Source organism: Lentzea indica (genome assembly GCF_012184385.1).
GTDB classification, from domain to species: Bacteria; Actinomycetota; Actinomycetes; order Mycobacteriales; family Pseudonocardiaceae; genus Lentzea; species Lentzea indica.
On the sequence record NZ_VSRL01000042.1, the window covers coordinates 25,803 to 51,554 of the forward strand.

18 protein-coding genes and 2 pseudogenes are annotated in these 25,752 nt (G+C 69.0%); 9 read left to right on the top strand and 11 right to left on the bottom strand.

Going from position 1 to position 25,752, the window contains the following annotated elements:
* Positions 1-5 precede the first annotated feature (5 nt).
* The 4 genes from FXN61_RS54275 to FXN61_RS14630 form a co-directional block, all read right to left on the bottom strand.
* Complete coding sequence (locus tag FXN61_RS54275) at positions 6-764, bottom strand: autotransporter-associated beta strand repeat-containing protein (RefSeq protein ID WP_281360457.1); 759 nt, start codon at positions 762-764, stop codon at positions 6-8.
* Entirely contained in the window at positions 749-1,891 is a 1,143-nt protein-coding gene (locus FXN61_RS14625; protein ID WP_167974189.1) for a phosphatase PAP2 family protein, read from the bottom strand. Before FXN61_RS14625 ends, FXN61_RS54275 begins: the two co-directional genes overlap by 16 nt.
* Before the next feature lie 114 nt (positions 1,892-2,005).
* Positions 2,006-2,305, bottom strand: a complete 300-nt coding sequence (locus FXN61_RS50690; RefSeq protein ID WP_223165432.1) for a hypothetical protein — start codon at positions 2,303-2,305, stop codon at positions 2,006-2,008.
* 74 nt (positions 2,306-2,379) lie between these two features.
* Complete coding sequence (locus FXN61_RS14630) at positions 2,380-3,972, bottom strand: hypothetical protein (protein ID WP_223165433.1); 1,593 nt, start codon at positions 3,970-3,972, stop codon at positions 2,380-2,382.
* Positions 3,973-4,312: 340 nt separating this feature from the next.
* Between FXN61_RS14630 and FXN61_RS14635 the strand changes: the two genes are divergently transcribed.
* The 4 genes from FXN61_RS14635 to FXN61_RS14650 are packed head-to-tail and all read left to right on the top strand — an operon-like array spanning position 4,313 to position 11,549.
* Entirely contained in the window at positions 4,313-5,266 is a 954-nt protein-coding gene (locus tag FXN61_RS14635) for a carbohydrate ABC transporter permease (protein ID WP_167974191.1), read from the top strand.
* Entirely contained in the window at positions 5,256-6,092 is an 837-nt protein-coding gene (locus FXN61_RS14640; protein WP_167974193.1) for a carbohydrate ABC transporter permease, read from the top strand. Before FXN61_RS14635 ends, FXN61_RS14640 begins: the two co-directional genes overlap by 11 nt.
* Positions 6,093-6,121: 29 nt before the next feature.
* Entirely contained in the window at positions 6,122-7,423 is a 1,302-nt protein-coding gene (locus tag FXN61_RS14645; RefSeq protein WP_167974195.1) for an ABC transporter substrate-binding protein, read from the top strand.
* A 4-nt stretch (positions 7,424-7,427) separates the two neighbouring features.
* The gene (locus FXN61_RS14650; protein ID WP_167974197.1) at positions 7,428-11,549 is read left to right on the top strand and encodes a glycoside hydrolase family 38 N-terminal domain-containing protein; all 4,122 of its coding nucleotides are present in this window, start codon (positions 7,428-7,430) and stop codon (positions 11,547-11,549) included.
* Between the two features lie 3 nt (positions 11,550-11,552).
* Here the strand turns inward: FXN61_RS14650 and FXN61_RS14655 are convergent.
* The 6 genes and pseudogenes from FXN61_RS14655 to FXN61_RS14680 all read right to left on the bottom strand — a co-directional run bounded on the left by FXN61_RS14655 (position 11,553) and on the right by FXN61_RS14680 (position 20,308).
* Positions 11,553-13,087: pseudogene (locus FXN61_RS14655) on the bottom strand (glycoside hydrolase family 43 protein).
* 25 nt (positions 13,088-13,112) lie between these two features.
* A complete protein-coding gene (locus tag FXN61_RS14660; protein ID WP_246291509.1) occupies positions 13,113-14,123 on the bottom strand; it encodes a glycoside hydrolase family 10 protein in 1,011 nt (336 codons plus the stop codon).
* A gap of 20 nt (positions 14,124-14,143) precedes the next feature.
* A complete protein-coding gene (locus FXN61_RS14665) occupies positions 14,144-17,206 on the bottom strand; it encodes a glycosyl hydrolase 115 family protein (protein WP_167974199.1) in 3,063 nt (1,020 codons plus the stop codon).
* A gap of 27 nt (positions 17,207-17,233) precedes the next feature.
* The gene (locus FXN61_RS14670) at positions 17,234-18,049 is read right to left on the bottom strand and encodes a carbohydrate ABC transporter permease (protein ID WP_167974201.1); all 816 of its coding nucleotides are present in this window, start codon (positions 18,047-18,049) and stop codon (positions 17,234-17,236) included.
* 1 nt (position 18,050) lies between these two features.
* Positions 18,051-18,998 (bottom strand): carbohydrate ABC transporter permease, encoded by a 948-nt coding sequence (locus FXN61_RS14675; RefSeq protein WP_246291510.1) that lies wholly within the window; start codon positions 18,996-18,998, stop codon positions 18,051-18,053.
* Positions 18,999-19,024: 26 nt separating this feature from the next.
* Entirely contained in the window at positions 19,025-20,308 is a 1,284-nt protein-coding gene (locus tag FXN61_RS14680) for an extracellular solute-binding protein (protein WP_167974203.1), read from the bottom strand.
* 130 nt (positions 20,309-20,438) lie between these two features.
* On the opposite strand from FXN61_RS14680, the gene FXN61_RS54280 reads away from it, so the two are divergent.
* From FXN61_RS54280 to FXN61_RS54295, 5 genes and pseudogenes are all read left to right on the top strand, one after another.
* Positions 20,439-21,143 carry a LacI family DNA-binding transcriptional regulator gene (locus FXN61_RS54280; protein ID WP_312877731.1) on the top strand — a complete coding sequence of 235 codons (705 nt, stop codon included), beginning with the start codon at positions 20,439-20,441 and terminating at the stop codon, positions 21,141-21,143.
* On the top strand, positions 21,113-21,451 hold the full coding sequence (locus FXN61_RS54285) for a substrate-binding domain-containing protein (protein WP_312877732.1): 339 nt from the start codon (positions 21,113-21,115) through the stop codon (positions 21,449-21,451). The genes FXN61_RS54280 and FXN61_RS54285 overlap by 31 nt, the downstream gene beginning before the upstream one ends.
* A 25-nt stretch (positions 21,452-21,476) precedes the next feature.
* A pseudogene (locus tag FXN61_RS14690) lies at positions 21,477-23,784 on the top strand (beta-xylosidase/alpha-l-arabinosidase).
* 67 nt (positions 23,785-23,851) lie between these two features.
* Positions 23,852-24,376 (top strand): aldose epimerase family protein, encoded by a 525-nt coding sequence (locus tag FXN61_RS54290; protein WP_281360458.1) that lies wholly within the window; start codon positions 23,852-23,854, stop codon positions 24,374-24,376.
* The gene (locus FXN61_RS54295; protein WP_312877733.1) at positions 24,361-24,948 is read left to right on the top strand and encodes an aldose epimerase family protein; all 588 of its coding nucleotides are present in this window, start codon (positions 24,361-24,363) and stop codon (positions 24,946-24,948) included. The genes FXN61_RS54290 and FXN61_RS54295 overlap by 16 nt, the downstream gene beginning before the upstream one ends.
* 38 nt (positions 24,949-24,986) lie before the next feature.
* On the opposite strand, the gene FXN61_RS14700 is transcribed toward FXN61_RS54295, so the two are convergent.
* A partial coding sequence (locus tag FXN61_RS14700) for a substrate-binding domain-containing protein (RefSeq protein WP_246291512.1) occupies positions 24,987-25,752 on the bottom strand: 766 nt, incomplete at its 5' end.

The following is a 25,752-nucleotide window of genomic DNA, read 5'->3' on the forward strand; positions in this document are numbered from 1 at the left end:
GTGGACTATTCCAGGACGCGTACCGATAGCCCGTTGGGGCTGTAGCGGGCCTGCACCCGGTGTTCGCCCCCTGCCACCGTGATGCGGGAGAACCTGCCGAGCAGCACGGGTGCCGACAGCACCGGCACGAGAGCGCCGGCAGGCACGTTCACCAGCGAGATTTCGAGCGTGCTGCCACTCGCCAGCGAGATCGGCCGCCCGGCGGTCAGCGCGGCGCAGTCGCCCGGCCTCACGGTGACCGCCAGGGTCGTCCCGGAAGCCTGCCGGTATCCCCGCACGCGGACCTCGTCCGCCAGCCGCAGCGTTCCCGCACGAAGGTCGACGTCGCCCTTGCCGAGCGCGGACGGCGACGCGGCCACGAGCGTGCCACCTTCGACTCGGGTGCCACCGGTGTAGCTGTTGGCACCGGCCAGGGTCAGGGTTCCGCTGCCCCTCTTGACCAGCCCGCCACCGCCACCGATCGCGTTGTACCAGGTGTCGGCCGCGTGGAAGCCACCGCGGTTCGCGTCCATCTCGACGCGTACGTCCGAGTCGAACGCGCCGAAGCCGTCGGCCGCGGCGAAGAGGTTCAGCCTGCCCCACTGCTCAGGGCCGTCGAGCAGCGCGTGCCCGGACGGCAACCCCGTCGTGCGCAGGACCTCTCGGCGCTGGCAGGCGCTGAGGTACGGCAGCCGGGTCTCCAGCAGCACCTCCGCGCCCTTGGGCACGGTCATCGGCACGCGGCGCCCGGTCGTGGGCAGCCCGTAGGTCAGGCGCGGCGCCACGAGTGCGGCGTTCTCCTCGCGGTCGGCGTACGGGTCGGCAGACAGGCCCGGCCGAGTGCGCGTACGCCGAACACGTCGGCGCCGGTGCGCTGCCGGAAGTACTCGCTCGCCTGCGCCCTGGCCGCGGCCTTGAGCGTGGCGTTCTGCGGATCGGCCAGGGCGGCGGCGGCGAGCGCGGTCGCCAGGATCCTGCCGCCGATCACGTCCAGCGGGGAGTGCATGCCCGCCACGATCCTGGCGTCGGCCAGGTCGAACGCCCTGGTCACCAGTTCCTGGAAGCGTTCGGGGATGGCATAGGCCAAGGCCAGGCAGGCGAGGTGCAGCGCGTTCGTGTGCCCGCTCGGGTAGCCACCGTCGTCGGCGGGCTTGAGGTTGCGCTGGCGCAGCAGCTGCGGGGCGACCTCGACGTCGGTGCGGTACACGGGGTAGCCGAACTCGTCCGTCTCACCGGTCGGCTCGACCGTGCTGTCCGGGGTCATCCGCCACGGCCTGGGGTACTGGTAGGCGTACTTCGACGGGTTGCCGGAGGCGAACGGCCCGCGCAGCGTGTTGACAAGGAGCACCACCTGGCCCAGCGCGGAGTCCGGTGACCCGGCGCCGAGCGCCGATCCCGGTGGGGCGTCCGGCGGCAGCTTGTCGTCCACAGTGGACGGTGGTGTGCCGTCGGGTGCGGAGGTGATGCCGGTGACGGCCTTGGCTCCCGCCTTGTACAGCTCGGCCAGCGGGCCGAGCCCTCCGATGGCGCTGTAGCTCTGGTGCTGACGGTCCACGATGAACGCTCGCTTGGCCTGGTCGGCGGTCCGTGCCGCGGTGATCCGCGCGACGTGGCGGACGTTGGCTCTGAGCACGTTCCGGTTGAGCACGACTCCGGTGTTCCAGCTGTCGCCGGTGCGCCAGAGGTCCTGCATTCCTGACAGGGCGCGAACCGCGGCGTTGGTCTCCGGTGTCAGGTTGGCCTGCACGTTCGTGCGGTAGGAGTCGACGAAGGGCGCCGCGCCGGTGGGCAACTCGGCGGCGCTCGCTTCGAGGGCCCGATCCAGCGCTGTCGGTCCGATCAGCATCGCGGCGGACAGCAGCGCCGAACGACGCAACAGGGCTCTGCGGTCGAGCCCGTCGGCGGTGGTCATGTTAACGCTCCCAACGTCCTTCCAGGACGCGTGTGGCGGCACAGGGATTGTGGTGCACAATACGCAACGGAACGTGACCGTACTCGAAGTCGAGGGGGTGTGAGCGTTAACAGTTCACGGTGCGGCGATGCGCAGAACCGGCTCGCCGCCCACGTCGCCTGCCGGATGACCGACCAGTGCTGCGAAGAACGGTGTGCGCACCCGCACGCCGTCCTGGACCTCGTCGGCCGACACCTCGAACGCCACGGGCTCTGGTCCGTAGCAGAGGGCGAAGACCGCCCGTCCGCGCGGCGCGTCGGCGATCGGATCGGCCAGCACGTGGTTGGTCGCGACCACGCGGTGCCAGCCCGCATCCGGGTTGCCGTAGCCCCTCGGGTCGTCGCCGAGCCAGAACGCCAGCTGCTCCTGGGTCATGTCCGCGGTTCGCGTGCTGTTGAAGTATGCGGGACCGTCCGGCGGGTTCTCCACCCGCAGGCCGCCGGCCGCGCTCAGCGCGAGCCCGCCGGCGACCAGCGTGCCCCGGTGGTGAGCGCCCGCCAGGACTCACCGAGGTCGAACGGGTCACCGCCGGGCTCACCGACCGTCCTGATGCGACGTTGCCGCGACCCTTCCGCGGTCGCATAGGGAAGCCCGGCGAGGAAACTCAGCTCCGCGCCGACCGGCAGCGCGGCGCGGTCGAGCACCGCGATCAGGCACAGGCGTTCGCCGTCGGTGACGTACAGCTGCTGCACCGCGAGCATGACCTGGTCCCAGGTCACGACCGCCTTGGTCACCAGCTTGGCACCGAGCCCGCCTTCGGTCGCGTCACGCACGCGGGCAGGGCCGAGCGGGCGGGTGAGCAGCATCCTTCTGCCGTCGCTGTGGTGCAGCACCGGCCCGATGCCGTGCTGGTGGTCCATCACCGACTCGATCACCGTGGTCGCGCCTGCATCGATCAGGTACGGGGTCAGCTGCCCGGTGAGCGACACGGAGACGTTCCCGTGCCGCAGCGAGTAGCGAGTGTGCACAGGAGTCTCGGCCGGTTCGCGGTACCACTGGCGGTCGTCGAGGAAGAACCACACGGTGGCGAACGCGAAGTGCCCGCTCGGCAGGCCGGGAGTCGTGGCGCAGTAGTAGGCCACCCGCCGGTCGCCGAGGTAGCGGCCGAGCTCGGCCCGGATGCGCTCGCCGAAGAACCGCAGGCCGAGCATGCCCTCACAGCCGCAGTGCTGCTCGCTGTAGCGGGGTCCGCCGTAGTCGAAGCCGCGAGCCGACAGCCTGGCCTCCAGGTGCCTGGCGATCTCGTCGCCGTCGTCGAGGAAGCACTGCTCTCCGCTCACCTCGTAGGCCCTGGCCAGGAACGTGAGCGAGATCGGGAGGTAGTTCTGGTCGTGCCCCGCGCCGTGCTCCACCGGCAGCCGGAACCCGCGGTCGACGACGCGCCTCGCCCTGACCTCGCTGTGGTACAGGAACATCGCATCGTCCACGATGGACGTTTCGGACAACAGCCGCCCCAGTGTCAAACCGGCCACCACGGCACCGATCGCCTGGTTCGCGGTCTGCTGCGGGTTGAACATGCTGGCTTCGGTCAGCCATCGCCAGAAGCCGGTCGCCACGTCCGCGAGCGCCGTCCACTGAGCCTCGGTGATCACCTCGCGGCCCAGCTCGAGCACGTTGACCGCGTGCAGCAGCGCCCACACGGTGCTCGGCCAGTCGCCGAAGGGATGGTCGCCCGCCTCGAGCACGTAGCGGGCGTACGGCAGGCCGCTGTCACGCAGCTGCAAGAACAGCTCGCCCGGATTGTCGGTGCGGAAGACCCGTTCGGCCAGCACGAAGTCCAGGCCGCGCCGGGCAGCGTCCACCAGCTTGGCGTCACGCCGATCACCGCGGTGCCAGGCCAGGCACAGCAACGACACCACGCCCAGTGCCATGTCACCGATGTCATCGACAGCGGCGAGATCTTCGAGGTTGCCGTCCGGACGTTGACGTGTGATCGCCGCGTCGACCGCTCTCGCGAGCACCATCCGCAGCTGTCCGTCGTCGTCAGGCAGGTCGTGCACGCTCGCGTGCTGGCTCGGCAAATACACCGCGGCGGCGGTCATCGGTACTCCTCGCGGGGCGCTCGCCCAAGATCGTCAGTGCAGATGGGCGTGCGTGGCCGGAGTTCGTTCCCTCCCCTTCGTTCTCGTGTGCGACGCGGCTGGGACCCGCCTAGTTGGTTTAAACGTAAACTTGTTTACCTGGTCGGAGTCAAGACACAAATCAAGCCGATCTCTTGGGTAACAAGGTTTCCAGAAGTTGTTCTTGACAGGCGGACAACGGGTTCCTACAGTCCCGGAAAGCGCTTTCCAGCTCCCTGGGACGGACCACTGGAACTGCGCCGTGCGTGGCATCGGCAACTCGGCCGCATGGTCCAGCGATGACGTCCCAGGAGTGGCACACATGTCGGAGAACAGCGGCGTTGCCGTGCTCGATCCTCCGGTCCAGGAGGAGGCAGCGGCACCGGTACGACGCAAACGGAAGCGACACAAGCACAATCTCGCGGGCTACGGTTTCCTGGCGCCGTGGCTGATCGGCCTGTTCGCCTTCACGCTCATCCCGATGGTGTACTCGCTGTACCTGTCGCTCACGAAGTTCAACCTGCTCACCGCTCCACAGTGGACCGGTTTGGACAACTACGTCCGGTTGTTCTCCGACGAGCGGTACCTGCAGTCCATCAAGGTGACGCTGCTCTACGTCGTGACCTCGGTACCGCTGAAGCTCGCCGCGGCGTTGCTCGTCGCCGTAGCGCTCAACCGCGGGCTGAAGGCGCTCGGCTTCTACCGGGCGACGTTCTACCTGCCGTCACTGCTGGGCGCGAGCGTCGCGGTCTCGGTGATGTGGCGGCAGATCTTCTCCCGTGACGGCCTGGTCAACCAGTTCCTCGGGCTGTTCGGTGTCCAGGGCGCGGACTGGATCGGCGACCCGCGTTACGCGATGTGGACGCTCGTGGTGCTGTCCGCGTGGCAGTTCGGCACGCCGATGCTGATCTTCCTGGCCGGGCTCAAGCAGCTGCCGCAGGACCTCTACGAGGCCGCCGCCATCGACGGCGCCGGACGGTTCACGGTGTTCTTCAAGATCACGCTGCCGCTGCTGTCCCCCATGGTGTTCTTCAACCTCGTGCTGGAGACGATCAACGCGTTCCAGACGTTCACGCCGGCCTACGTGATCTCCAACGGCCTCGGCGGACCGATCGACTCGACCCTGCTCTACACGCTTTACCTGTACCTCAAGGGATTCGGCAGCATGCAGATGGGCTACGCCTCCGCGATGGCGTGGGTGTTGTTCGCCGTGATCGGGCTCTTCACGGCCGTCTACTTCTGGTCGGCACGCCGGTGGGTGAACTATGCAGACTAAGAAGAAGAACAGCCACTGGCGCGCGCACGCCGTGCTGCTGGTCGTACTGGTGGCGATGATCTATCCGATGGTGTGGCTGGTCGGCGCGTCGTTCAAGCCGGAGAACCAGATCTTCAGCACGATGAACCCGCTGCCGCTCGCCTTCACCATCGGCAACTACGTGAACGGCTGGACGGCCACGGGCACCTCGTTCACCGTCTACCTGAGCAACTCGCTGACGGTCTCGCTCGTCACGGTGGTCGCGAACGTGGCGTCCTGCTCAGTGGCGGCGTATGCCTTCGCGCGCCTGGACTTCGCGTTCCGGAAGTTCTGGTTCGGGGTGATGCTCGGCACGATGATGCTGCCGTTCCAGGCGACCCTGATCCCCCAGTACGCGATCTTCTACCAGCTGAACTGGATCAACACGTTCCTGCCGCTGGTGGTGCCGTACCTGCTCGCCTACGACGCCTTCTTCATCTTCCTGATGGTGCAGTTCATCCGCGGCATCCCGCGCGAGCTGGACGAGGCGGCGGAACTGGACGGCGCGGGACACGTGCGGGTGTTCTTCAGCGTCATCCTGCCGCTGCTGAAGCCGGCGTTGCTCACCACCACGATCCTGACGTTCATCTGGACGTTCAACGACTTCCTGCGTCAGCTGGTCTACCTGTCCGACCACTCTCGCTACACCGCGCCGCTGGGCCTGAACGCGTTCGTCGACAGGGCGAGCGGGTCCAGCTACGGCGGAATGCTGGCGATGTCCGTGGTCACGCTCGTGCCCACCGTCGCCGTCTTCCTGATCTCGCAACGCCGCCTCGTCGAAGGCGTCGCGACCACCGGCATCAAGTAGGGCCTTTCACCGCCAAGAAAGGGAAACACATGTCCATTTCCAGGAGGGGCCTCTTCGGCCTGGCCGGTGGTATCGCCGCGGCCTCGCTCGCCGGCTGCGGTTTCGCGCCGACCAGCAGCGGTGGCGCGTCGAACAACTCGCTGACGTTCCGCTGGTGGGGCGGCGAAGCGCGCAACAAGGCGTACCAGAGTGCGCTCAAGATCTTCACCGACAAGACCGGCGTCAAGGTGGACGCCCAGTACTCCGGCTACGACGGGTACTTCAACAAGCTCAACACGGAGTTCGCCGGCGGCAACCCGCCTGACCTCTTCCAGATGGACACGGCGCTGGTGAGCACCTACGCGGCCAAGGGCGTGCTGACCGACCTGTCGTCGTTCATCCCCAGCACGATCCACCTGGACACGCTCTACCCGGCGGTGCGGTCGGCGGGCGCGGTGAACGGCAAGACCTACGGCGTGCCATCCGGCTCCGGTTTCGCACCGATGCTCTACGACAAGACCATCTTCGAGCAGGCGAAGATCCCCGTCCCGGCCGACACCTGGACGTGGGACGACTTCGGCCGCATCGCCGGTGAGCTGTCGAAGGCCATGGGGCAGGGCAAGTACGGCGCCCTGGACGCGTCCAAGGACGACTCCGGCGCGCTGCAGCCGTGGCTGCGGCAGCGGGGCAAGGACCTCTACAACACCGAGGGCAAGCTGGCGTTCACCAAGGACGACCTGGCCGAGTGGTTCGCCCTGTGGGACAAGCTGCGCAAGGCCGGCGCGATCTGCCCGCCCGAGATGCTGTCCGGTACCGACTCCGCGACGGGCAACCACCCGTTGATCTCGGGCCAGATCGCGATGACCACCGGGTGGGGACTCGCGCAGATGGCGCCGCTGACCCAGCACACGCTCGACATCGTGGTGATGCCGCGCGGCAGCAACGGCAAGACCGGACAGGCGCTCAGCGGTGGAGTGCTGCTCTGCGTCCCGGTCAAGAGCAAGAACCCCGAGGCCGCGGCCAAGCTGATCGACCTGTTCGTCAGCGACGTCGACGCGATCAAGGCAATGGCCATGACGCGCGGAATCCCGCCGTCGGGCAAGGCTTTGGACGCCCTGACGCCAACGCTCACCGCGTCGGACAAGCGGGACGTGACCTACGCGCAGTACGTCGCCGACGAGGTGGCGAAGGACGGCCTGCCGAGCGCGCCGACCGCACCGCCCGGTTACAACGACGCGAAAACGGCGTTGGACGCGGCCGCCAAGCAGGTCGCGTTCGGCAAGATGTCCATTCCCGACGCGGTCGCGCAGTACTTCCGCGACGCCGAGGCAGCGCTGAACGGGGCCAAGTAACACCGTGCCAAGTAACACCCAGGTCGTCGTCGAGAGCACGGATTTGTTCGTCGGGACGGTTTCCGCCCCGCGCCAGCTGGTTCGGGTCACCCTCACGGGATCCCGCCCAGAGCCGGTGTGGGTGCGGATCTCCGGCCCGCTCGTCCGCACACCACAGCCGGTGCGGGTGGCGGCGGGTGAGGGTGAGGTCGTGGCCGAGGTCGGCGTGGTGTTCTCCGCGCCCACCACCGAGGGCACGACCTACCCGGCGACCGTGCTCGTCGCGCCGGTCAGCGGATCGGCACCACACGCCCAGGACGTCACGGTCACCGTCGGGGAGACCGGGTGGACGATGTGGATGGTCTCGCACTTCCACTACGACCCGGTGTGGTGGAACACCCAGGCCGGCTTCACCGAGACGTGGCTCGACCTGCCTGGGGCGCAGGCGAAGCGGATGCCGTTCCAGCTGTCCGCGTTCGACCTGGTGCGTGCCCACCTCGACGCCGCACGGCAGGACGACGACTACCGGTTCGTGCTCGCCGAGGTCGACTACCTCAAGCCGCACTGGGACGTGTTCCCCGGCGACCGGCACGACCTGCGCCGGTTCCTGCGCGAGGGCCGCATCGAGATCGTCGGCGGCAACTACAACGAGGCCAACACGAACCTGACCCACCCCGAGTCCACCGTCCGCAACGCGGTCTACGGCGTCGGTTTCCAGCGCGACGTTCTGGGGGCCGACCCGCGCACGGCGTGGATGCTCGACGTGTTCGGGCACGACCCGTCCTATCCAGGGCTGATGGCCGACGCGGGGCTGGACTCCAGCGTGTGGGCGCGCGGGCCGTGGCACCACGTCGGGGCCAAGCGGCACACCGGCGACATCACCAGGATGCAGTTCCCGTCCGAGTTCGAGTGGATCTCGCCGGGCGGCCGCGGTGTGCTCACCGCCTACCTGGCCGACCACTACGTCGCCGGGTGGGACATCGAGCGGAAGTCCACTTTGGACGAAGCGATGGCGGAGGCCTACCGGCAGTTCAGCACGTTGCGCAAGGTCGCGGCCACCCGCAACGTCATGCTGCCGGTGGGACACGACCACAACGTGCCGTCGCGCTTCTGCACCGAGATCCACCGCGAGTGGAACGCCCGGTACGTCTGGCCGCGTTTCGTCGTGGGCCTTCCCCGCGACTTCTTCGCCGCGGTGCGCGCGGACGCGTCAGCGCGCTCGATCACGTTCAGCCCGCAGACCAGGGACATGAACCCCGTCTACACCGGCAAGGACGTCTCCTACATCGACACCAAGCAGGCCCAGCGGGCCGCCGAGGTGGCGGTGCTCGACGGCGAGCGGATGGCAGCGCTCACGACGTTGCTGGGAGCGACCTATCCGGCCGAAGCGCTGGACAAGGCGTGGCGCCAGCTGGTCTACGGCGCGCACCACGACGCCATCACCGGTACCGAGTCCGACCAGGTGTACCTGGACCTGCTCACCGGGTGGCGTGAGGCCGACGAGCTCGGCCGCTCGGTGCTGACAGGGGCGATCGACCACCTGGCTGCCCGCGCCGACACGACCGGTGCCGGTGAGGCGGTGATCGTCGTCAACGCGCTGGCGTTCGCCCGTGACGCGATCACCACCGTGACGGTTCGCCTGCCCGGTTTCCGGGGAGCCAGGATCTCCGATCCCGACGGCCGCGCGGTCGCGTCGGTGACCGAGGCCGCCGTCTGGCATCCGGGCGGTGTCCTCGAACTGACGCTGACGTTCCTGGCACAGCAGGTTCCTGCGACGGGCTACCGGGTGTACCGGGTGGTCGAGGCCGAGACGATCCCACCGCGGTGGACGACCCGGCGCGGCGTCGCGATCGCCTCCGACTCGTTCATCGTCAAGGCCGATCCCGCAGGTGGTGGCGCGTTGTCGAGCGTGTACGACCGCAGGGCCTCACGTGAACTGGTGCGCCCAGGCCGTCTCGCGGCGGAGTTCGTGGTGCAGGAGGAACATCCCGGCCACCCGCTGTGGGGTGAGGGGCCGTGGCACCTGCTGCCCAAGGGTCCCGGCACGACGGCGGGCGCGGCCGACGTGCACATCGAGACGAGCCCGGTCGGCGAACGCCTCGTCAGCCGCACGACCCTCGGGGATCTGCACATCAAGCAGCAGGTGACGCTGTGGCACGGGCTGCCTCGCGTCGACATCCAGTCCTTCGTGGACGGTTCCATCGGCCAGGACCGGTTGCTGCGCAGCAGGTTCGCCTTCGACCTGCCCGGTGCATTGCCCGTCGCGGAGGTCGGCTTCGCGGCGGTGGGGCGGTCGTTCGGCTTCCCCGACGTCGACGCCGCCGAACACTTGTGGACGCTGGACAGCCCCGCGCACACCTGGGCCGGTCTCTCCGCCACCGTCCGGCTGCGGCTGCCCGGCGGTGTTCTGCACGCCATCGGCGTCGCCGAGGTGACCACCGAGTCGGACGGGCGTGCGGTGCTGGCCGCACTGGCCGCCCAGGGCGTCACCGCGACCTGCACCCGTCCGCAGGGGCCGCGCTACGGTTCCCTCGACGTGGACTCCAACCTTCCCGACGTGCGGATCGTGCTGGGGCACAACGAGTTCGCGGCTGAGGTGCTGGACCTCGCGCCGGACGAACACCGCGAGACACTGGCCGCCACGGGCCGGGTGTTCGTGCCATCCGAACACGCCCGCGCACAGCGGTGGGTACCGGACGCCGATCTGCGCGGGCCGCGTGACCTGCCGGTGCTGATCGTCACCGACATCGACGCGTTCATCGACGACCTCGCCGACGCGTGCGTCGAGGTGGCCGGGCCGGACGGCACGACGGACCCCGTGGCCGACTACTCCGTGGCGGTCGTCAACCGCGGAACGCCGGGATTCGTGGTGGCACCGGACGGCACGCTGCACGTATCGCTGATGCGGTCGTGCAGCGGATGGCCGGCGGGGGTGTGGATCGACGGCGACCGCCGCACGGTGCCCGACGGGTCCAGCTTCGCCTGGCAGCACTGGTCCCACACGTTCGAGCTGAGTCTCGTGGCCGGCAACGGCGACTGGCGCCAGGCGGGATTCGCCCGCATCGGCCAGGACGTCAACCACCCGCTCCACGCCCGCCAGGCCCCCGCCACCGAGGGACACCTGCCGCGCGAGCTGAGCCTGCTCGCCGTGTCACCGCCCAACGTTCTGCTGACAGCGGCCAAGGTTCGCGGCAACCCGCTCGCGTCCTGCACCGACGAACACGGCTCGGACATCGCGGTGCGGCTGTACGAGTCGGAGGGAAGGCCGGTGACCGCCTCGCTGTCCTTGTACGGAGGGATCACCGCGGCCCATCGCACCGACTTGCTGGAAGAGCGCGATCTCACCGCGCTCACCATCGGCTCCGGCGACGCGACGGTCGACCTGACGGCCGGCGACGTCGCAACGTTGCGCCTCGAACCAGCCGCGGCATCGCCTCCCAACGCCGCCCCCGCCACCCACACCGAGCCGGTCCAGCCGATCTACACGCGCTATTGGCGGCACAACACCGGTCCCGCCCCCGTCGGCAACCTGCCGGTGACCGTGCACGTCGATCCTTCGTTCGTCCGGCTTGCCCCCGGCGCCACCAGGCCGGTGCGGATCACCGTCAGCTGCAGCGGTACCCCGGCCAAGGGACGCGTCGAGTTCACCGACGGCCAGTCGTGGGACTACGACCTGGCCGCCGGTGACTTCACCGAGTTCACCGCGACCGTGCGAGCCCTGCCCGGCCGCCACCTCCACGCCGCACGTCTGCGCGATCACCTCGGCCAGGTGCTGGAGGACACGGTCGACGTGGTGTCCAGTTCCACCACCGACCGCGAGCTGGTGGAGGTGTGGCTCAGAGCGGGCGCGCTGAACCTCGCCCCCGGTCAGAGCGCGCTGCTGCCCGTGACCCTGACGAATCTGGCGCAGAGCGAGGTTCGCGGCGAGGTCACGGTGATCAGCCCGTTCGGCACCTGGTGCGGCGACGTGCGGATCGGCCCGAGAACCCAGCCGTTCGTGATCCCGCCGGAAGGAAGGATCACGGTGCCCGTCACGGCGACGGCGGAGGCCACCGCTCGTCGCGGCGCGCACTGGTGGGCGCTGGTCAGGGTGGCCGCCCACGGCAGGCTGCACTACTCGCCCGCCATTCCGGTCAGCGTGCGGTGATCGCTACGGAGGTGTCTCCCGGTAGGTGAAGCTGTCGAAGTCGGCCCACGACTCGCTCGGGACGCCGTCGCTGGTCGCGTAGAGTCCGATGTGGACGCCGGTGAACCCGCCCGCGACCGGGGTGCTGAGCGCCCGGCCGTCGAACGGTTCGCCCAGCGGCTTCCACTCCTCGGAGCCCACCGCGACCAGCGCCTGGTGGTCCTGTCCTGCCGCCTCTATCCCCAGCCGCACCGGACCGTCCGCGACCTGGGTCTTCGCGAGCAGCTCGTCACGTCCGCCGACCCTCCGCACCAGGGTAATCTCACGCCCGGCGCCGAGCAGCAACCGGACGTGGTGGTCGTTGTTCTGCAGCAGCACCAAGCCGGCGGTCTCACTCGGCTCGACGGTGTGAACTCCAGCACGCACGACGCGTGGAAGTTCTGGTGTTGCTGCCGCCGCACCACGAGGCTCGGCGTGACCGGATCGGTGATCGACTCCGGGCGGACGCGCAGCCGCAGGTGACCGGGCCGCTCGGTCAGGGACCAGAACGGCTCCTCCGGTGTGCGCAGGGACAGCCACGCGGGATCGAGTTTCGCCGAGTCGAAGCCGTCGGTCTGCGCGGGCACTGGCCACGGATGCTCCGGCAGGTCGGGAGCGGGATACGAAGTCTCGACGCGTCCGGTGCCGGGACTGAACACGGGCCCGCCGTTCTCCCACGACACCGGCACGATGAACGTCTCCCGGCCGAGGTTGTAGTAGTAGCCGCCGTACGGCCTGGTCGCAAGCAGCGCGGCGTACCACTGGCCGTTCTGCGTGCACACCAGGTCCGCGTGCCCGGTCGCCGCGATCGGGTGGTCGCGGCCGAGGTGGCGGTGGGTCAGCACGGGGTTGAGCGGCGAGCCGCGGTACGGACCGGTGACCTCGTCGGAGAACGCCACAACCACGGAGTGCTCGAAGTCCGTGCCGCCCTCTGCGCACAGGAGGACGTAGCGACCGTCCACTTTGTACAGATGCGGAGCTTCGAGCCAGACCGCGTTGTGCATCGCGCCGCGGCGCCACAGCACGTGCTCCTCACCGACCAGTTTGAGCCGCACGGGATCGAACTCGCGCAGCCACACTTCGGTCTGGCCGGGGGACCGCACCTCGCGGGTGGCGGTCCACCACGCGCGGCCGTCGTCGTCGAAGAACAGCGACGGGTCGAACCCGTCCGCCTCGGGCAGCCACCGCGGCTCCGACCACTCGCCGGCCGGATCGGTGGCGGTGACCACGAAGTTGCCGCTCTCCCGCTGCCCTCCGACCAGCGTGCAGACCACGTAGAAAACACCGTCGTGGTGACGGATTGTCGGCGCGTACAGGCCGCCGGAGGCCCGCACGCCCTGCAACGGCAACTGGGACGGCCGGTCCAGCACGTGGCCGAGGAGCCGCCAGTGCACGAGGTCCCTGCTGTGGAAGATCGGCAGGCCGGGGAAGTACTCGAAGGTGGACGTGACGAGGTAGTGGTCCGGTCCCACCCGGCACACCGAGGGATCGGGGTGTGAGCCGGGCAGGACCGGGTTCATCAACTGTGCCAAGTGGACACTTCCGTTAGGGGTTGATCCTGTTGTAGGCCGGTTTCGGCCTCAGGTTGGAGTCGAAGAGACAGGCAGCGCCCTCACCGGGGAACGTGCCGGGCACCCACGAGTGGCGGTCGGTGAAACCCCACACGGTGAACTCGACGCACCGGGCAACGGCGTGGCAGTCGTCCCAGATCTGCTTGTACATGGTCGCCTGCTGGTTCAGCTTGTTCTGGTCGACGGGCAGCTGGATGCGCACGTCGGCCTCGGTGATCGCGACGTCGAGGCCGAGTGCGGCCAGTCGCTCGATGTTCTGCCGGAAGCCGGACGGGTAGCCGTACCGGGTCGCCAGGTGGGTCTGGATGCCCACGCCGTCGATCGGCACGCCCTGTTGCTTGAGCGAACGCACGAGGTTGTACATGGCGTTGCTCTTGGCGTTCATGCCTTCTGTGTTGTAGTCGTTGATGTAGAGCTTCGCCGACGGGTCGGCGGCGCGGGCCGCGCGGAAGGCGTCGGCGACGAAGTTGTCGCCGAGCCTCTGCTGGAAGATCGACTGCCGGCGTGAGCCGTTCTCTTCGAAGATCTCGTTGACGACGTCCCACGCGCGGATCTTGCCGCGGTAGCGGCCCATCTCGGTGTTGATGTGCTGCTGGACCACGCTGCGCAGCTCGTTGCCACCGAGGTTGTTCAGCCAGCCGGGGTACTGGCTGTGCCACACCAGCGTGTGCCCGCGCACGGTCTTGCCGTTCTGCTGGGCGTAGTTGACGATCGCGTCCGCACCGGACCAGTTGAACTGGTTGCGGTTGGGTTCGACGACAGCCCACTTCATCTCGTTCTCGGGGGTGACGTTGTCGAACTCGCGCGTCAGCACCGACCGGAAGTCGGCCTGGTTGAGGTTCTGGGCAGCCACCGCGCTGCCCACGACCCTGTTCGTCTTGTCCTTCAACGGTCCCGCTGCCGACGCGGGAACCGCCTGGCCCGCCGCGATTGCGGCCGCCGCCGCCGCAATCGCGAGGAGCCGGGTGGATAAGCGCAACATCATTGTCGCTCCTTGAGAGGTTGTCAGAACCGCTTGCTCTCCGGCGGTCCGAGGTAGCTCGGTCGCAGACCGCCGGTGTCCACGACCAGCTTCTGCAGCACGACGGTCGGATCGACCATCCAGAACCTGAGCACGTGCGGGCCGGGTGCCGCGATCACGTGCCGGGTGGCGGTGAGGTTGACGTTGTCGGAGGTGATGCGTTCCCACTGCCGGTTCATGCCCGTGTGGTCGGCACCCGTCGCTTTGATGACGTCGACGACCTGAGGTGCCGAGTCGTCGAACGAGATGGCGTAGCGCAGTCCCGGCGTGGGAAGCACGCCGGCCCGAGGCGAGAGGTGTGCCCACACCGTCACTTCCCCAGGGGTGAGCAGCGTCATCCGGTACTCCAGCCGCGGACCGCGACCGGGTTCCTGGCTCGCGGCCGTGACGGGGAACGGTTTCATGCCCGCCCCGGTGCGGCCGATGCCGTCGATGCGCCGCCACTTGACGCCGCCCACCTCGACGTTCGCGCTGTGGTGCTCGGCCTCCATCGACACGTAACCGTTGGCCTCCATGAACCCCTGACGCCACCCACGCGGCACATCGGGATTGCGCACGACGGCTTCCACGGTCACCGTGCGGCCCGCGCCGGACACCACGATCGGCACGCGCGTAGTGCCCTTCGGCGCACGCGACCAGTCGACCTCGATCTCCGCCCGAAGCTGCTTCTCGACCCGGCCGGAGCCCGGCCGCAGGCGCAGCCAGGGCACATCTGCGCGAATCGTGCAGTCGAACGGCGCGCGGCCGCGGTTGAAGACGTCGACGAACTGCGCGGGCTGGCTCTGGAACGGGCTGAACTCCGGCAGCACCGGTGTGTCCGAGGAGGACGGCCACCACAGCTCGGAACCGTCGATCGCCACACCCATCTCGGCGACGTCGGCCACGGTGATCCGCCGAACCGGCGGGAAGATCTCGTCCGGCAGCGCGACGTGGTCCTTCTCCGGCTGCTGCCAGGGCGCGTTCGGGCCGTAGCGCTCGACATCGCCGTAGCCGATGTGCGGCTGGGTCTGAAAGCCACGCCATTTGCCGCCCGCGACGACGGTGTTGAACCGCTCGGCCAGCGCCAGGTCGTCGGCGAACCGCGCCTCTGTCGTCGCGGCGAGATCGTTGGCCAGGGCGCGACCCTGCCCCGCGTAGAAGATGTTCGTGAACTCCGCGTGCCGCAGCTCGTACAGGTTCGCGGTCGCCTTCACCTGGTACAGCACCAGCTCGAAGAACGCGTCCCGGTACGCCGCCGGAAGCCGCGCCGCGATCTGCTCCGCGCGTTCGCCCAGCTTCCGCCACTCCTGCGTCACGCGGTCGAGCTCGCGGTAGTGCACGAGGCTGAACGGGGTGGCCTTGTCGTCGTAGACGATCGAGGTGCCCTCACCGGTGATCTTGCGGTTGAGCAGCTCCGGCTTGCGTCGCGACTGGAGCCTGCCGTAGGTGTTCAGCACCCCGGCGATGGCCGAGGCGTTGCGCCTGCCGAAGTTCTGCTCGGCGTGCTCGCGCTCCCAAGTGGACAGATGCTCCAGCGGGAACGGCTTCCAGGCGTAGTCGAGGAAGAACTGCGCCGGCAGCTCGTTGCCCTTGAAGTCGCCGACGTTGGCCACCCACAGCCGGGAGACGCCGTACTCGGCGGCCTGGTGCAGCTGTTCCCACACGTTGGCGATCGGGCACGTGTCGACCCACTTGTAGTTGCGGCCCGCGCCGACGTAGTCGAAGTGGTAGTAGAGACCGTATCCGCCCGCATGAGGGGGCAATGACCGGTCCGGCAGCTTGCACAGGTTGCCCCAGTTGTCGTCGGGGAACACGACGGTGACGTGGTCCGGCGGGCGCAGGCCCTTCTCCCAGTACCGCATCACCTCCTTGTAGAGCGTCCACACCTGCGGAACGGAGGCCGGGTCGCGACCGGTGACGCGGGCCAGCACGTCCTGCTCGGCGGCCAGGATCGACCGCATCAGCTCGATGCTGTCGCCGTCGGGCAGGCGGGTGTCGCCGTTGCCGCGCATGCCGACGGTCACGACGCCCTCGAAGTCCTCGTCGACCATGCGCTTGATGCCGTCGGTCCAGTAGGCCGTGATCGCCTCGGCGTTGCGGCGGAAGCTCCACTCCCCCGTCCCGCCGTACGGGTCGTGGCCGGGTTTGACGATGTTGCCTGCGGCATCACGCTCCGCGGGCACGGCGTGGCGGTTCCACTCCTCGATGCCGCGCATCATCGGTGCCTCGTGCGAGGTGCCCATGACGATGCCGTAGCGCTTGGCGGTGGCGTGGTTGAGCGGGTCGTCCTCGGCGAACGCGCGGCCCCACACGGCGGGCCAGACGTAGTTTCCCTTCAGCCGCAGGACGGTCTCGAAGATCTTCTCCCAGAACCGGTGGTTGAAGCCGTTGGGGAAGCCGGGTGCGTGACCGGAACCGAAGTACCAGGGCGCCCACGTGCCCAGCGCCGGGTTCTCGTCGTTGATGAAGATCCCGCGATACTTGACGAACGGCGTGCCGAGGCTGTGCCGATCGGCCTCCACGTGCAGCTCGTCGCGATGCTCTGGCGGCACGTCGTCCCACCAGTACCACGGTGAGACGCCGATGGACCGCGAGATGTCGTAGGCGCCGAAGATCGTGCCGCGCGGGTCGCTGCCGGTGATCACCAGAACCCGCGCCTTCTGAGTCCGCACGACCTGTGTCAGCGAGGTCTCCCACTTCCCCGCGATGCCGGTGACGTCGAGCTTTCCCGACGCCACCAGGTCGTCCACCAGCGGGCTGCGGCCGAGTGAGCCGATCAGCACCACCTCGCCCTGAGCCGGGACGGTGTCGAGAACCAGGGCGGGCTTGATCCCGGTGACCCGCTCGATGTCGGCCTGCAGGTCACCTGCCACCCGGACCACTCCGGGATGATCGGAGGCGCTGACCACGATCGTGGTCGCCTTTCCCTTGGACACCAGGGGAAATCGGCCGGAACCGCCCTGGCTCGACACGCGCTCGGCCGCTGTGGCTGTCGTCCCTGTCGCGCCCACGGCCGTCAGCGCGGCCAGCAACTGCAGGAAGTTTCGTCTGGCGAGGGGTGAGATCATCGTCGAACTACTCCTCGGGGAGCGGGTTCAGCCCTTGACCGAACCGGTGAGACCACCGACCATGCGGCGTTCGGCGAGCACGAAGAACGTGAGCGCGGGAATCATGGACAACGCGGTGAAGGCGAGCACCTTCGCGGTGTCCTCCGAATGCTCCGACTGGAACATCGCGACGCCGAGCGGCAGCGTGAAGTTGGTGGAGTCGTTGAACACGAGCAACGGCAACAGGAAGAAGTTCCAGCTGCTGACGAACGCCAGCACCGACACGGTCATCAGCGCCGGTCGTGAGAGCGGCAACAGGATGCGCCAGAAGAAGCCGAGCTTGGCCGCGCCGTCGAGCAGAGCGGCGTCCTCCAGCTCGCCGGGAATCGCGTGCATGAACGGGCGCAGGATCACGATCGTGATCGGCAGCGAGAACGCCGCCTCGGGAATCGCGACGCCGAGCGGGTTCTCCAGCATTCCGAGCTGGCGCAGCCACAGGTACAGCGGCAGCGCCGCCACGCCCAGCGGGAACAGCAGGCCGAGCGTGAACAGCGTGTAGAACGCCTCCCTGCCCCGGAAGGCGTAGCGGGACAACGCGAACGCCGCCATCGAGCCGAGCGCCACCGCGAGCGTCGTCGCGATCACCGCGATCAGGGCGCTGTTGCCGAGCAGCCGCCAGAACACCGGCGACGTGAGCACCTCGCGATAGTTGTCCCACACCCACGGGCTGGGCAGCCCCGCGGGTGAGGAGTTGATCTGGGCCGTCGTGCGGAACCCGCCCAGCAGCACGAACAGCAGCGGCACGACCGTGACGCCCACGACGGCGAACGCGGCGAGGTAGCCGACGGTGTTACGACGTGACATCTCAGTTCACCGCCCTGGTCAGCGCGCCGTCGGTGTCGCGGCGCAACGCGAATCGCTGGTACAGCAACGCGAACGTGAAGCAGATGATGAAGAGGATCACCGCGACCGCGCTGCCGAACCCGAACTCGTAGCGCTTGAAGCCGTGGTCGGTCAGGTAGGTCACCATGGTCGTGGACGCGTTGGCAGGTCCGCCGAGCGTCATGATCCAGACGAGGTCGAACAGCTGCAGCGACCCGATCACCGCCAGGAAGATCCACACCCGGATCGTCGGTCCCAGCAACGGAAGGACGACGTGCCGGGTCGCCTGCCACGGGCCGGCGCCGTCGAGTGCGGCGGCCTCCCGCAGCTCGGCCGGGACACCCTGGAGCCCCGCGAGCAGCAGGATCACGCCGAACCCGATGTACTTCCAGGTGATCACGACGAACAGCGTGTAGAGCACGATCTTCGGATCTGCCAGCCACTGCCGCACGAACCAGCCCAGGCCCACGCCGCGCAGCACCTCGTCGACGAAGCCGCCCGGCTGCAGGATCAGCAGCCAGATCACCGCGGTGACGGCCTCGGACAGCACGTACGGCGCGAAGACCACCATCCGCAGGAACGTCCGGCCGCGCAGTTTCCTGTTGAGCAACAGCGCGAGGCCGATGCTCAGCGGAAGCTGCACGATGATCGTGAGCGCCACGATGATCAGGTTGTGCCCGATGGCGCTCTGGAACACGTCTCCGGAGAGGGCGTCGACGTAGTTGTCCAGGCCGACGAAGTCCGTCAGCGGGCCGAAGCCGTTCCACGAGTACAGGCTGTAGTACGCCGCCACGGCGATCGGGACCAGCACGAACCCCACGAACAGCACCAGGGCCGGTGCCAGCAGGAACGTGAGCTCGAGACGGGTTCGGGTGCGGGACCGCCGCCGGGCGCCCCCAGCCGCTGGCGCGTGCGGACTGGGGGCGGTCAACGGCCGCGACCTGGTCGCGGTGCTCATCATTTGTTCCCGGCGGCTGCCTTGGTCACCGACTGCACGATGGTGTCCGGACCGCCCTGTCCTGCGAAGAAGTTCGCGATCGCGTCGTTGAGCGCCTGACCGACGTTGGTCGGCATGGCGATGTCGAGATAGAACTGCAGGTGCGGTGTCTTCGCCGTGTATTCCGCGATCTGCTTGTGCGTCTCGGTCTTCAGCGACGCCACCGCGGCCGGGTGCACGGGCAGACCGGATCCGGTGGCGGCGAGCTTCTTCTGGACTTCCTCGCCGACGAGATAGCCGAGGAAGTCCGCGCACGCCTTGGCGGCACGCGAGGTGCAGGAGAAGCCGTCACCGCCGCCGAGAACCGCCTTCGGGTCGCCCTGTCCGCCCGGCACCGAGGGGAACGGGAACCAGCCGATCTTCGAGTCCAGTTGCTTGTCCTCGGAGAGCGACTGCATCACGTCCGGGTTCCAGTCGCCCTGCAGCTCCATGGCGGCCTTGCCGGTCGCGAGCATGCCGGCCGAGCTGCCGGCGCCCTGCTGGGCAGGAGTGCCGACGAACCCCTCCTGGAACGGCTTGGTGTCCAGGAACGCCTTGAGGTTCTCCCCCGCCTTGGTGAAGCACGGGTCCGTGAGCTCGGTCTTCTCGACGGCCTTCTTCAGCGCGTCGACCGAACATTGGCGGATCGCGAAGTAGTTGAAGTAGAACGCGTCCGGCCAGCGGTCCTTGCCGCCGACCGCGATGGGCACCAGGTTCGCGGCCTTCAGCTTGGCCACCGCCGCGTTCAGCTCGTCCAATGTGGACGGAGGGCTGGTGACGCCTGCCTGGGAGAACAGGTCCTTGCGGTACCAGAACCCGACGGCGTGCATCTGGTACGGCACGCCGTACTGCTTGCCCTTGACCTGCCAGCCCTGCGCGGACTGGCCGAGCGGGCCGATCCAGCTCGACGACGCCTGCGTGATGTCGGCGAGCTTGCCGGAGCTGAGCTGCGAGTTGAGCGAGCCACCGCCCCACTGCTGGAAGATGTCCGGCGGCGTGTTGCCCTGCAACGCGAGCGGCACCTTGGTCTGGAACTGCTCGTTCTGGATCGGCTCGATCGTGAACGAGACGTCCGGGTGACTCTTGTGGAAGTCGTCGGCGATTCCCTGCCAGATCGACTTCATCGGTTCAGTGGTCCGGTTGTGCCACCAGGTGAGCGTGACCGGACCGTTGGCTGAGGCGTCGCCCCCCGAGCCGCTGCACGCGGCGAGCAGGAGCGTCGCTGTGGCTGCGAGGGCGACGGACAACTTTTGCACAGAACGCATTTGGTCCACTCCTGACGACGTCGGCCGAGTTGGACGGGGCGTGACGATGCGCGACGGCTAGTGAGAATTCCGCGTCTGTCTCGTCGTGTCAATCGTTGTCGATAACGTTTTACACGGCTAGCCTGAGCCCGTGCCTCCTCGCTCTCGCGTCACCATCCGTGACGTCGCCGCTCAGGCCGGCGTCTCGGTCGCCACCGTCTCCAAGGTCCTCAACCAGCGCTACGGCGTCTCCGCCGACACGTTCGCGCGGGTGCAGGCCGTGATCAAGGAGCTGGGGTACGAGGCGAGCCTCGTCGCGCAGAGCCTGCGCAACCACCGCACGAACGTCATCGGGATCCTGGTCGCCGACATCGAGCCGTTCAGCACCGAACTGCTCAAGGGCGCGGCGGACGCTCTTCGCGGCACCGGTTTCGAGCTCGTCGTGTACTCGGCCGGTGGGCGCACCGGTGATCCACAAGGCTGGGAGCAGCGCTACCTGACTCGCCTGAGCGGCACCCTGGTCGACGGCGCCGTGCTGGTCACGCCCGCGGTCGACCTCGAAGGCCTCCCCGGCACCCCCGTCGTCGCGGTCGACCCGCACACCGGGCGCGCGGCGCTGCCCACCGTCGACTCCGACAACCTGCACGGCGGACGGCTCGCGACCGAGCACCTGCTCGCGCTCGGCCATCGCCGGATCGCTCTGCTCACCGGACGCGAGGACCTGAAGTCGGCCCAGCAACGAGAAACCGGCTACCGTCGCGCGCTGGTCGCAGCGGGCGTGCCGGTGGACGAGAACCTGATCCGCCGCGCGACTACGACCACGACGTGGCCGCCGGATCGGCGCGGGAACTGCTGAGCGGACCTGACCGGCCGACGGCCGTGTTCGCCGCCAACGACATCACCGCCATCGCGACGATCGAGACCGCTGTCGGCCTCGGTCTGCAAGTGCCGGACGACCTGTCGGTGGTGGGCTTCGACAACATCCCCGAGTCCGCGCTCTGCGCACCACCACTGACCACGGTCGAGCAGCCGATCCGCGAGATGGGCCACCGCGCGATCACGTTGCTGGTACGGCTCATCAACGGCGAGACCCCGGATGAAACGCACGTCACGCTCGGCACCGAGCTGATCGTCCGGCGTTCGACCCGCGCAGTGCAATCCTGACCCCACCACGAGACGGGCGGTTCCCGTGACGACCGAAGCCACCACCTCGGGCGAGCTCTGGCGCGACCCGCGCGTCGCCCACGCCGACCGCGTGCGCGACCTCATGGCGCGGATGACCCTGCACGAGAAGATCGCGCAGCTGCAGGGTGTCTGGGTCGGCATCGACTCCGGCGGCGAGGTGGCGCCGCATCAGCACGACCTCATCGTCGAGCCACCGGACTTCGACGAGCTGACCCGGCACGGCATCGGTCAGCTCACCCGTGTCTTCGGCACCCGCCCGATCGCGCCGGAGGTGGGCGCGCACAGCCTCGCCCGCACCCAGCGGCAGATCATCTCGCGCAGCCGGTTCGGCATTCCCGCGATGGTGCACGAGGAGTGCCTCACCGGGCTGGCCGCGTGGCAGGCGACGGTGTACCCGTCCCCGCTGTGCTGGGGCGCGAGCTTCGAGCCGGATCTGGTGCGGCGCATGACCGAACGCATGGGCCGCTCGATGCGCGGGCTCGGCGTGCACCAGGGTCTCGCTCCCGTCCTCGACGTGGCGCGGGACTTGCGATGGGGCCGGGTCGAGGAGACCATCGGAGAGGATCCCCATCTCGTCGGAACGATCGGCGCCGCGTACATCGAGGGCCTCGAGTCAGCGGGCGTGGTGTCGACGCTGAAGCACTTCGCGGGCTACTCGGCCTCACGGGCGGGGCGCAACATGGCACCGGTGTCCATCGGTCCGCGCGAGATGGCCGACGTGATGCTGCCTCCGTTCGAGATGGCGCTGCGCGCGGGCGCGCGGTCGGTGATGAACTCCTACACCGGCAACGACGGCGTGCCCGTCGCAGCCGATCCCACGATGCTGACCGACCTGCTGCGCGGTGACTACGGCTTCACCGGCACCGTCGTCGCCGACTACTTCGCGGTGGTGTTCCTGCACAGGCTGCACGGGGTCGCCGCCGGCCGCGAGGACGCCGCCGCTCAGGCACTGGCCGCCGGCATCGACGTCGAACTGCCCACTGTGGACTGTTATGGCGACCCGCTGCTGGCAGGACTCGACTCCGGCCAGGTCGACGTGGCCCTGGTCGACCGGGCGCTGGAACGCGTGCTGCGCCAGAAGTGCGAGCTCGGGCTGCTCGACCCCGACTTCTCCGCCGAGCCCGACGGGGACACCGATCTCGACGACCCCGAGTCCCGCGCACTGGCGCGCCGGCTCGCCGAACGGTCGATCGTGTTGCTGCGCAACAACGACGGCGCGCTGCCGTTGACCGGCAGGCGCCGGCTCGCGGTCGTGGGTCCGCGGGCGAACGAACCCGGCGCCATGCTGGGCTGCTACTCGTTCCCGCTGCACGTCGGCGTGCACCACCCGGAGGTGCCGATGGGCATCGAGGTGCCCACGGTGCTGGACGCGTTGCGGGCGGAGCACGACGTCGAGTTCGCGTTGGGCTGCCCCGTTCTCGGCGGCACCGACGCGGAGATCCACGAGGCCGTCGAGACCGCCCGGCGGTCGGAGGTCTGCGTCGCCGTGCTCGGGCGACCAGGCGGGCCTGTTCGGCGGCGGCACGTCCGGCGAGGGCTGCGACTCCGCCGACCTCAGGTTGCCGGGCAGGCAGGAGGAACTGCTGGAGGCGCTGCTTGCGACGGGCACCCCGGTCGTACTTGTGCTGCTGTCCGGCCGGCCGTACGAGCTGTCCAGGCAGATCGACCGGCTCGCCGCCGTGGTGTGCGGTTTCTACCCCGGCGAGGAAGGCGCCGCCGCGCTCGCGGACGTCCTCAGTGGACGGGTCAACCCGTCCGGCAGGCTGCCGGTGAGCTTTCCCGGTGCCGGTTCCAGCCAGCCGTCGACCTACCTCTCTGCCGCGCTCGGCCATCGCAGCGACGTCAGCAGCGTGGACCCGACGCCGCTGTTCCCGTTCGGCCACGGCCTGTCCTACGCACCCGCCACGTGGGTGTCCGTGGACGCGGGCACCGGCGAGTGGCCGACCGACGGAACCTGCCGCGTGGTCACTACTTTGCGCAACGACACGGAGATCACCACGACCGAGGTCGTCCAGATCTACCTGCACGACCCGGTGGCCGAGGTCGCGCGGCCGGTGCAGCAGCTGATCGGCGCGGTGAAGGTCGACCTCGCACCGGGCCAGACCCGCAGCGTCACCGCGGTCCTGCACGCCGACCTCACCTCCTACACCGGCCGGGCCGGCCACCGCCAGGTCGATCCCGGCGTCGTCGAGCTCCGCGTCGGCCGGTCGAGCGAGGACGTCCACGCCACCGCGCCCTTCACGCTCACCGGACCGCGCCGCCGCGTCGGGTTCGACAGGGCCCTCGTCCCAACGTTCGAGATCGGAGGCTGACCACCGTCGGAGTGTTAGCGCTAACATCACTCGTCGTACCCATGAACGACGACGAGAGGTCGCGCCGATGCAGCGTTCCGACACCGCGACGCCCACCGTCAGCCGCGAGCATTTCGGCAAGATCGGCGACACGGACGTCGACCGGTACGTGCTGGCCAACCCCAGCGGGATCACCGTCAGGGTGCTCGACCTCGGCGGCGTGATCCAGTCGCTCGAGGCACCCGGCCGCGACGGCGAGATGAAGAACGTCGTGCTCGGGTTCCCGACGCTGGACGGCTACGTGGCGAACAACCAGCCGGACGCCGGCCGGGTGTTCTTCGGCGCGCTGATCGGCCGCTACGCCAACCGGATCGCCGGCGCGGAGTTCACCCTCGACGGCGAGGTGCACCGCGTTTCCGCCAACGAGAACGGCAACAGCCTGCACGGCGGCGCGGCGGGCTTCGACACGCACGTCTGGCAGGCGATCCCGTTCACCGACGACGACGGCGCCGGCCTGCGGCTGACGCCACGTCAGCCCGGACGGCGACCAGGGCTTTCCCGGCCGGGTCACCGTCGCCGTGACGTTACCGGCTGGACGTGCGGAACCGGCTGAGCATCAGCTACCGCGCGGAGACCGACGCCCCGACGGTGCTGAACCTGACCAACCACACCTACTGGAACCTCGCCGGGGAGGGGTCTGGCGACGTCCTCGACCACCTGCTGACGATCCGCGCCGGATCGTTCCTTCCCGTCGACGACACCCTGATCCCGGCGGGCCCGCCGGCACCGGTCGGCGGCACGCCGTTCGACTTCCGCGAGCCCACCCCGATCGGTGCCCGCATCGACACCCCGGACGCGCAACTGAGCATCGCGCACGGGTACGACCACAACTGGGTGCTCGACGAGGCAGGCTCGCTCACCTTCGCGGCTCGGGCGCACCACCTGGGTTCCGGCCGGATCCTCACGGTGCAGACCACCGAGCCGGGGCTGCAGTTCTACTCCGGCAACTTCCTCTCCGACGCGCTGATCGGCACGAGCGGCCATCCGTACCGCCGCGGTGCGGGCTTCGCGCTGGAGGCACAGGGCTTTCCCGACTCCCCCAACCGCCAGGACTTCCCCAGCACGGTGTTGCGTCCCGGTCAGACCTACCGCCAGGAGACGGTCTACGAACTGACCGTCCTGTGAGCCTTTGACGGCTCGATGACGCCGGATGTCCGCTGCGGTCAAGTCCGGCTCAACGCGGTTCCACAGGACTCCCGCACCGTCAGCGTCGGCCACAGCACCACCCGGTGCACCGGCCGGTCCAGCGGATCCGCCAGCCGGGCGAGCGCGAGTTGCGCGGCAAGCGCTCCCAGCCGGTGTTTCTGCGGTCGCACGGCCGTGAGCGGCGGGTCGGACGCCGCGGCAACCTCGTCGTCGTACGACACCACGGCGAGGTCCTCCGGCACGCGGATTCCCCTGTCGCGCGCGCGTTCGAGCAGTCCGATCGCCTCGCGGTCGGCGTGCACCAGCACGGCATGGACGGAGGCGGCCAGGCACTCGTCGAGCATCTCGTCGACCGCGCGTGTCCACTGTGGAGAGCCGTAGGGCGGCACGTCGAGCACAGGAACGCCGTTGAACGGCAGCTCCAGCGACGACACTGCCGTCGTCCAGCCTGTCCGGATGGCGTCGCTGTGCGGGCTCTGCCTGGAGGTGACCAGTCCTATGCGGCGGTGGCCGAGCGTGGCCAGGTGCCGGACGGCGAGCCCGGCGCCGATCGCGTGGTCGGTCACCGCCGCGTCCAACGCGATCGTGGGCAGCTCTGGCGGAGGAAGCCGTTCGACCAGCACGACCGGCACGGTCTGCGCGCCCAGCCAGCGCAACAGTTCGACGCCCGCGCGGCCGCTCGTGCTCGGCGCGACCAGCAGGGTCTGCACGCCGCGGTCGAGCAGCTCGCACACCCGGCGCGGTCCTCGGCGGCGTCGTAGCTGGACGCGCGCAACACCAGCC

What these genes read in the sequence shown, in the direction of transcription:
- FXN61_RS14625 (WP_167974189.1), bottom strand. Translation starts at nt 1,891, where the DNA reads ATGACCACCGCCGACGGGCTCGACCGCAGAGCCCTGTTGCGTCGTTCG.
- FXN61_RS50690 (WP_223165432.1), bottom strand. Translation starts at nt 2,305, where the DNA reads ATGACCCAGGAGCAGCTGGCGTTCTGGCTCGGCGACGACCCGAGGGGC.
- FXN61_RS14630 (WP_223165433.1), bottom strand. Translation starts at nt 3,972, where the DNA reads ATGACCGCCGCCGCGGTGTATTTGCCGAGCCAGCACGCGAGCGTGCAC.
- FXN61_RS14635 (WP_167974191.1), top strand. Translation starts at nt 4,313, where the DNA reads ATGTCGGAGAACAGCGGCGTTGCCGTGCTCGATCCTCCGGTCCAGGAG.
- FXN61_RS14640 (WP_167974193.1), top strand. Translation starts at nt 5,256, where the DNA reads ATGCAGACTAAGAAGAAGAACAGCCACTGGCGCGCGCACGCCGTGCTG.
- FXN61_RS14645 (WP_167974195.1), top strand. Translation starts at nt 6,122, where the DNA reads ATGTCCATTTCCAGGAGGGGCCTCTTCGGCCTGGCCGGTGGTATCGCC.
- FXN61_RS14660 (WP_246291509.1), bottom strand. Translation starts at nt 14,123, where the DNA reads ATGATGTTGCGCTTATCCACCCGGCTCCTCGCGATTGCGGCGGCGGCG.
- FXN61_RS14665 (WP_167974199.1), bottom strand. Translation starts at nt 17,206, where the DNA reads ATGATCTCACCCCTCGCCAGACGAAACTTCCTGCAGTTGCTGGCCGCG.
- FXN61_RS14670 (WP_167974201.1), bottom strand. Translation starts at nt 18,049, where the DNA reads ATGTCACGTCGTAACACCGTCGGCTACCTCGCCGCGTTCGCCGTCGTG.
- FXN61_RS14680 (WP_167974203.1), bottom strand. Translation starts at nt 20,308, where the DNA reads ATGCGTTCTGTGCAAAAGTTGTCCGTCGCCCTCGCAGCCACAGCGACG.
- FXN61_RS54290 (WP_281360458.1), top strand. Translation starts at nt 23,852, where the DNA reads ATGCAGCGTTCCGACACCGCGACGCCCACCGTCAGCCGCGAGCATTTC.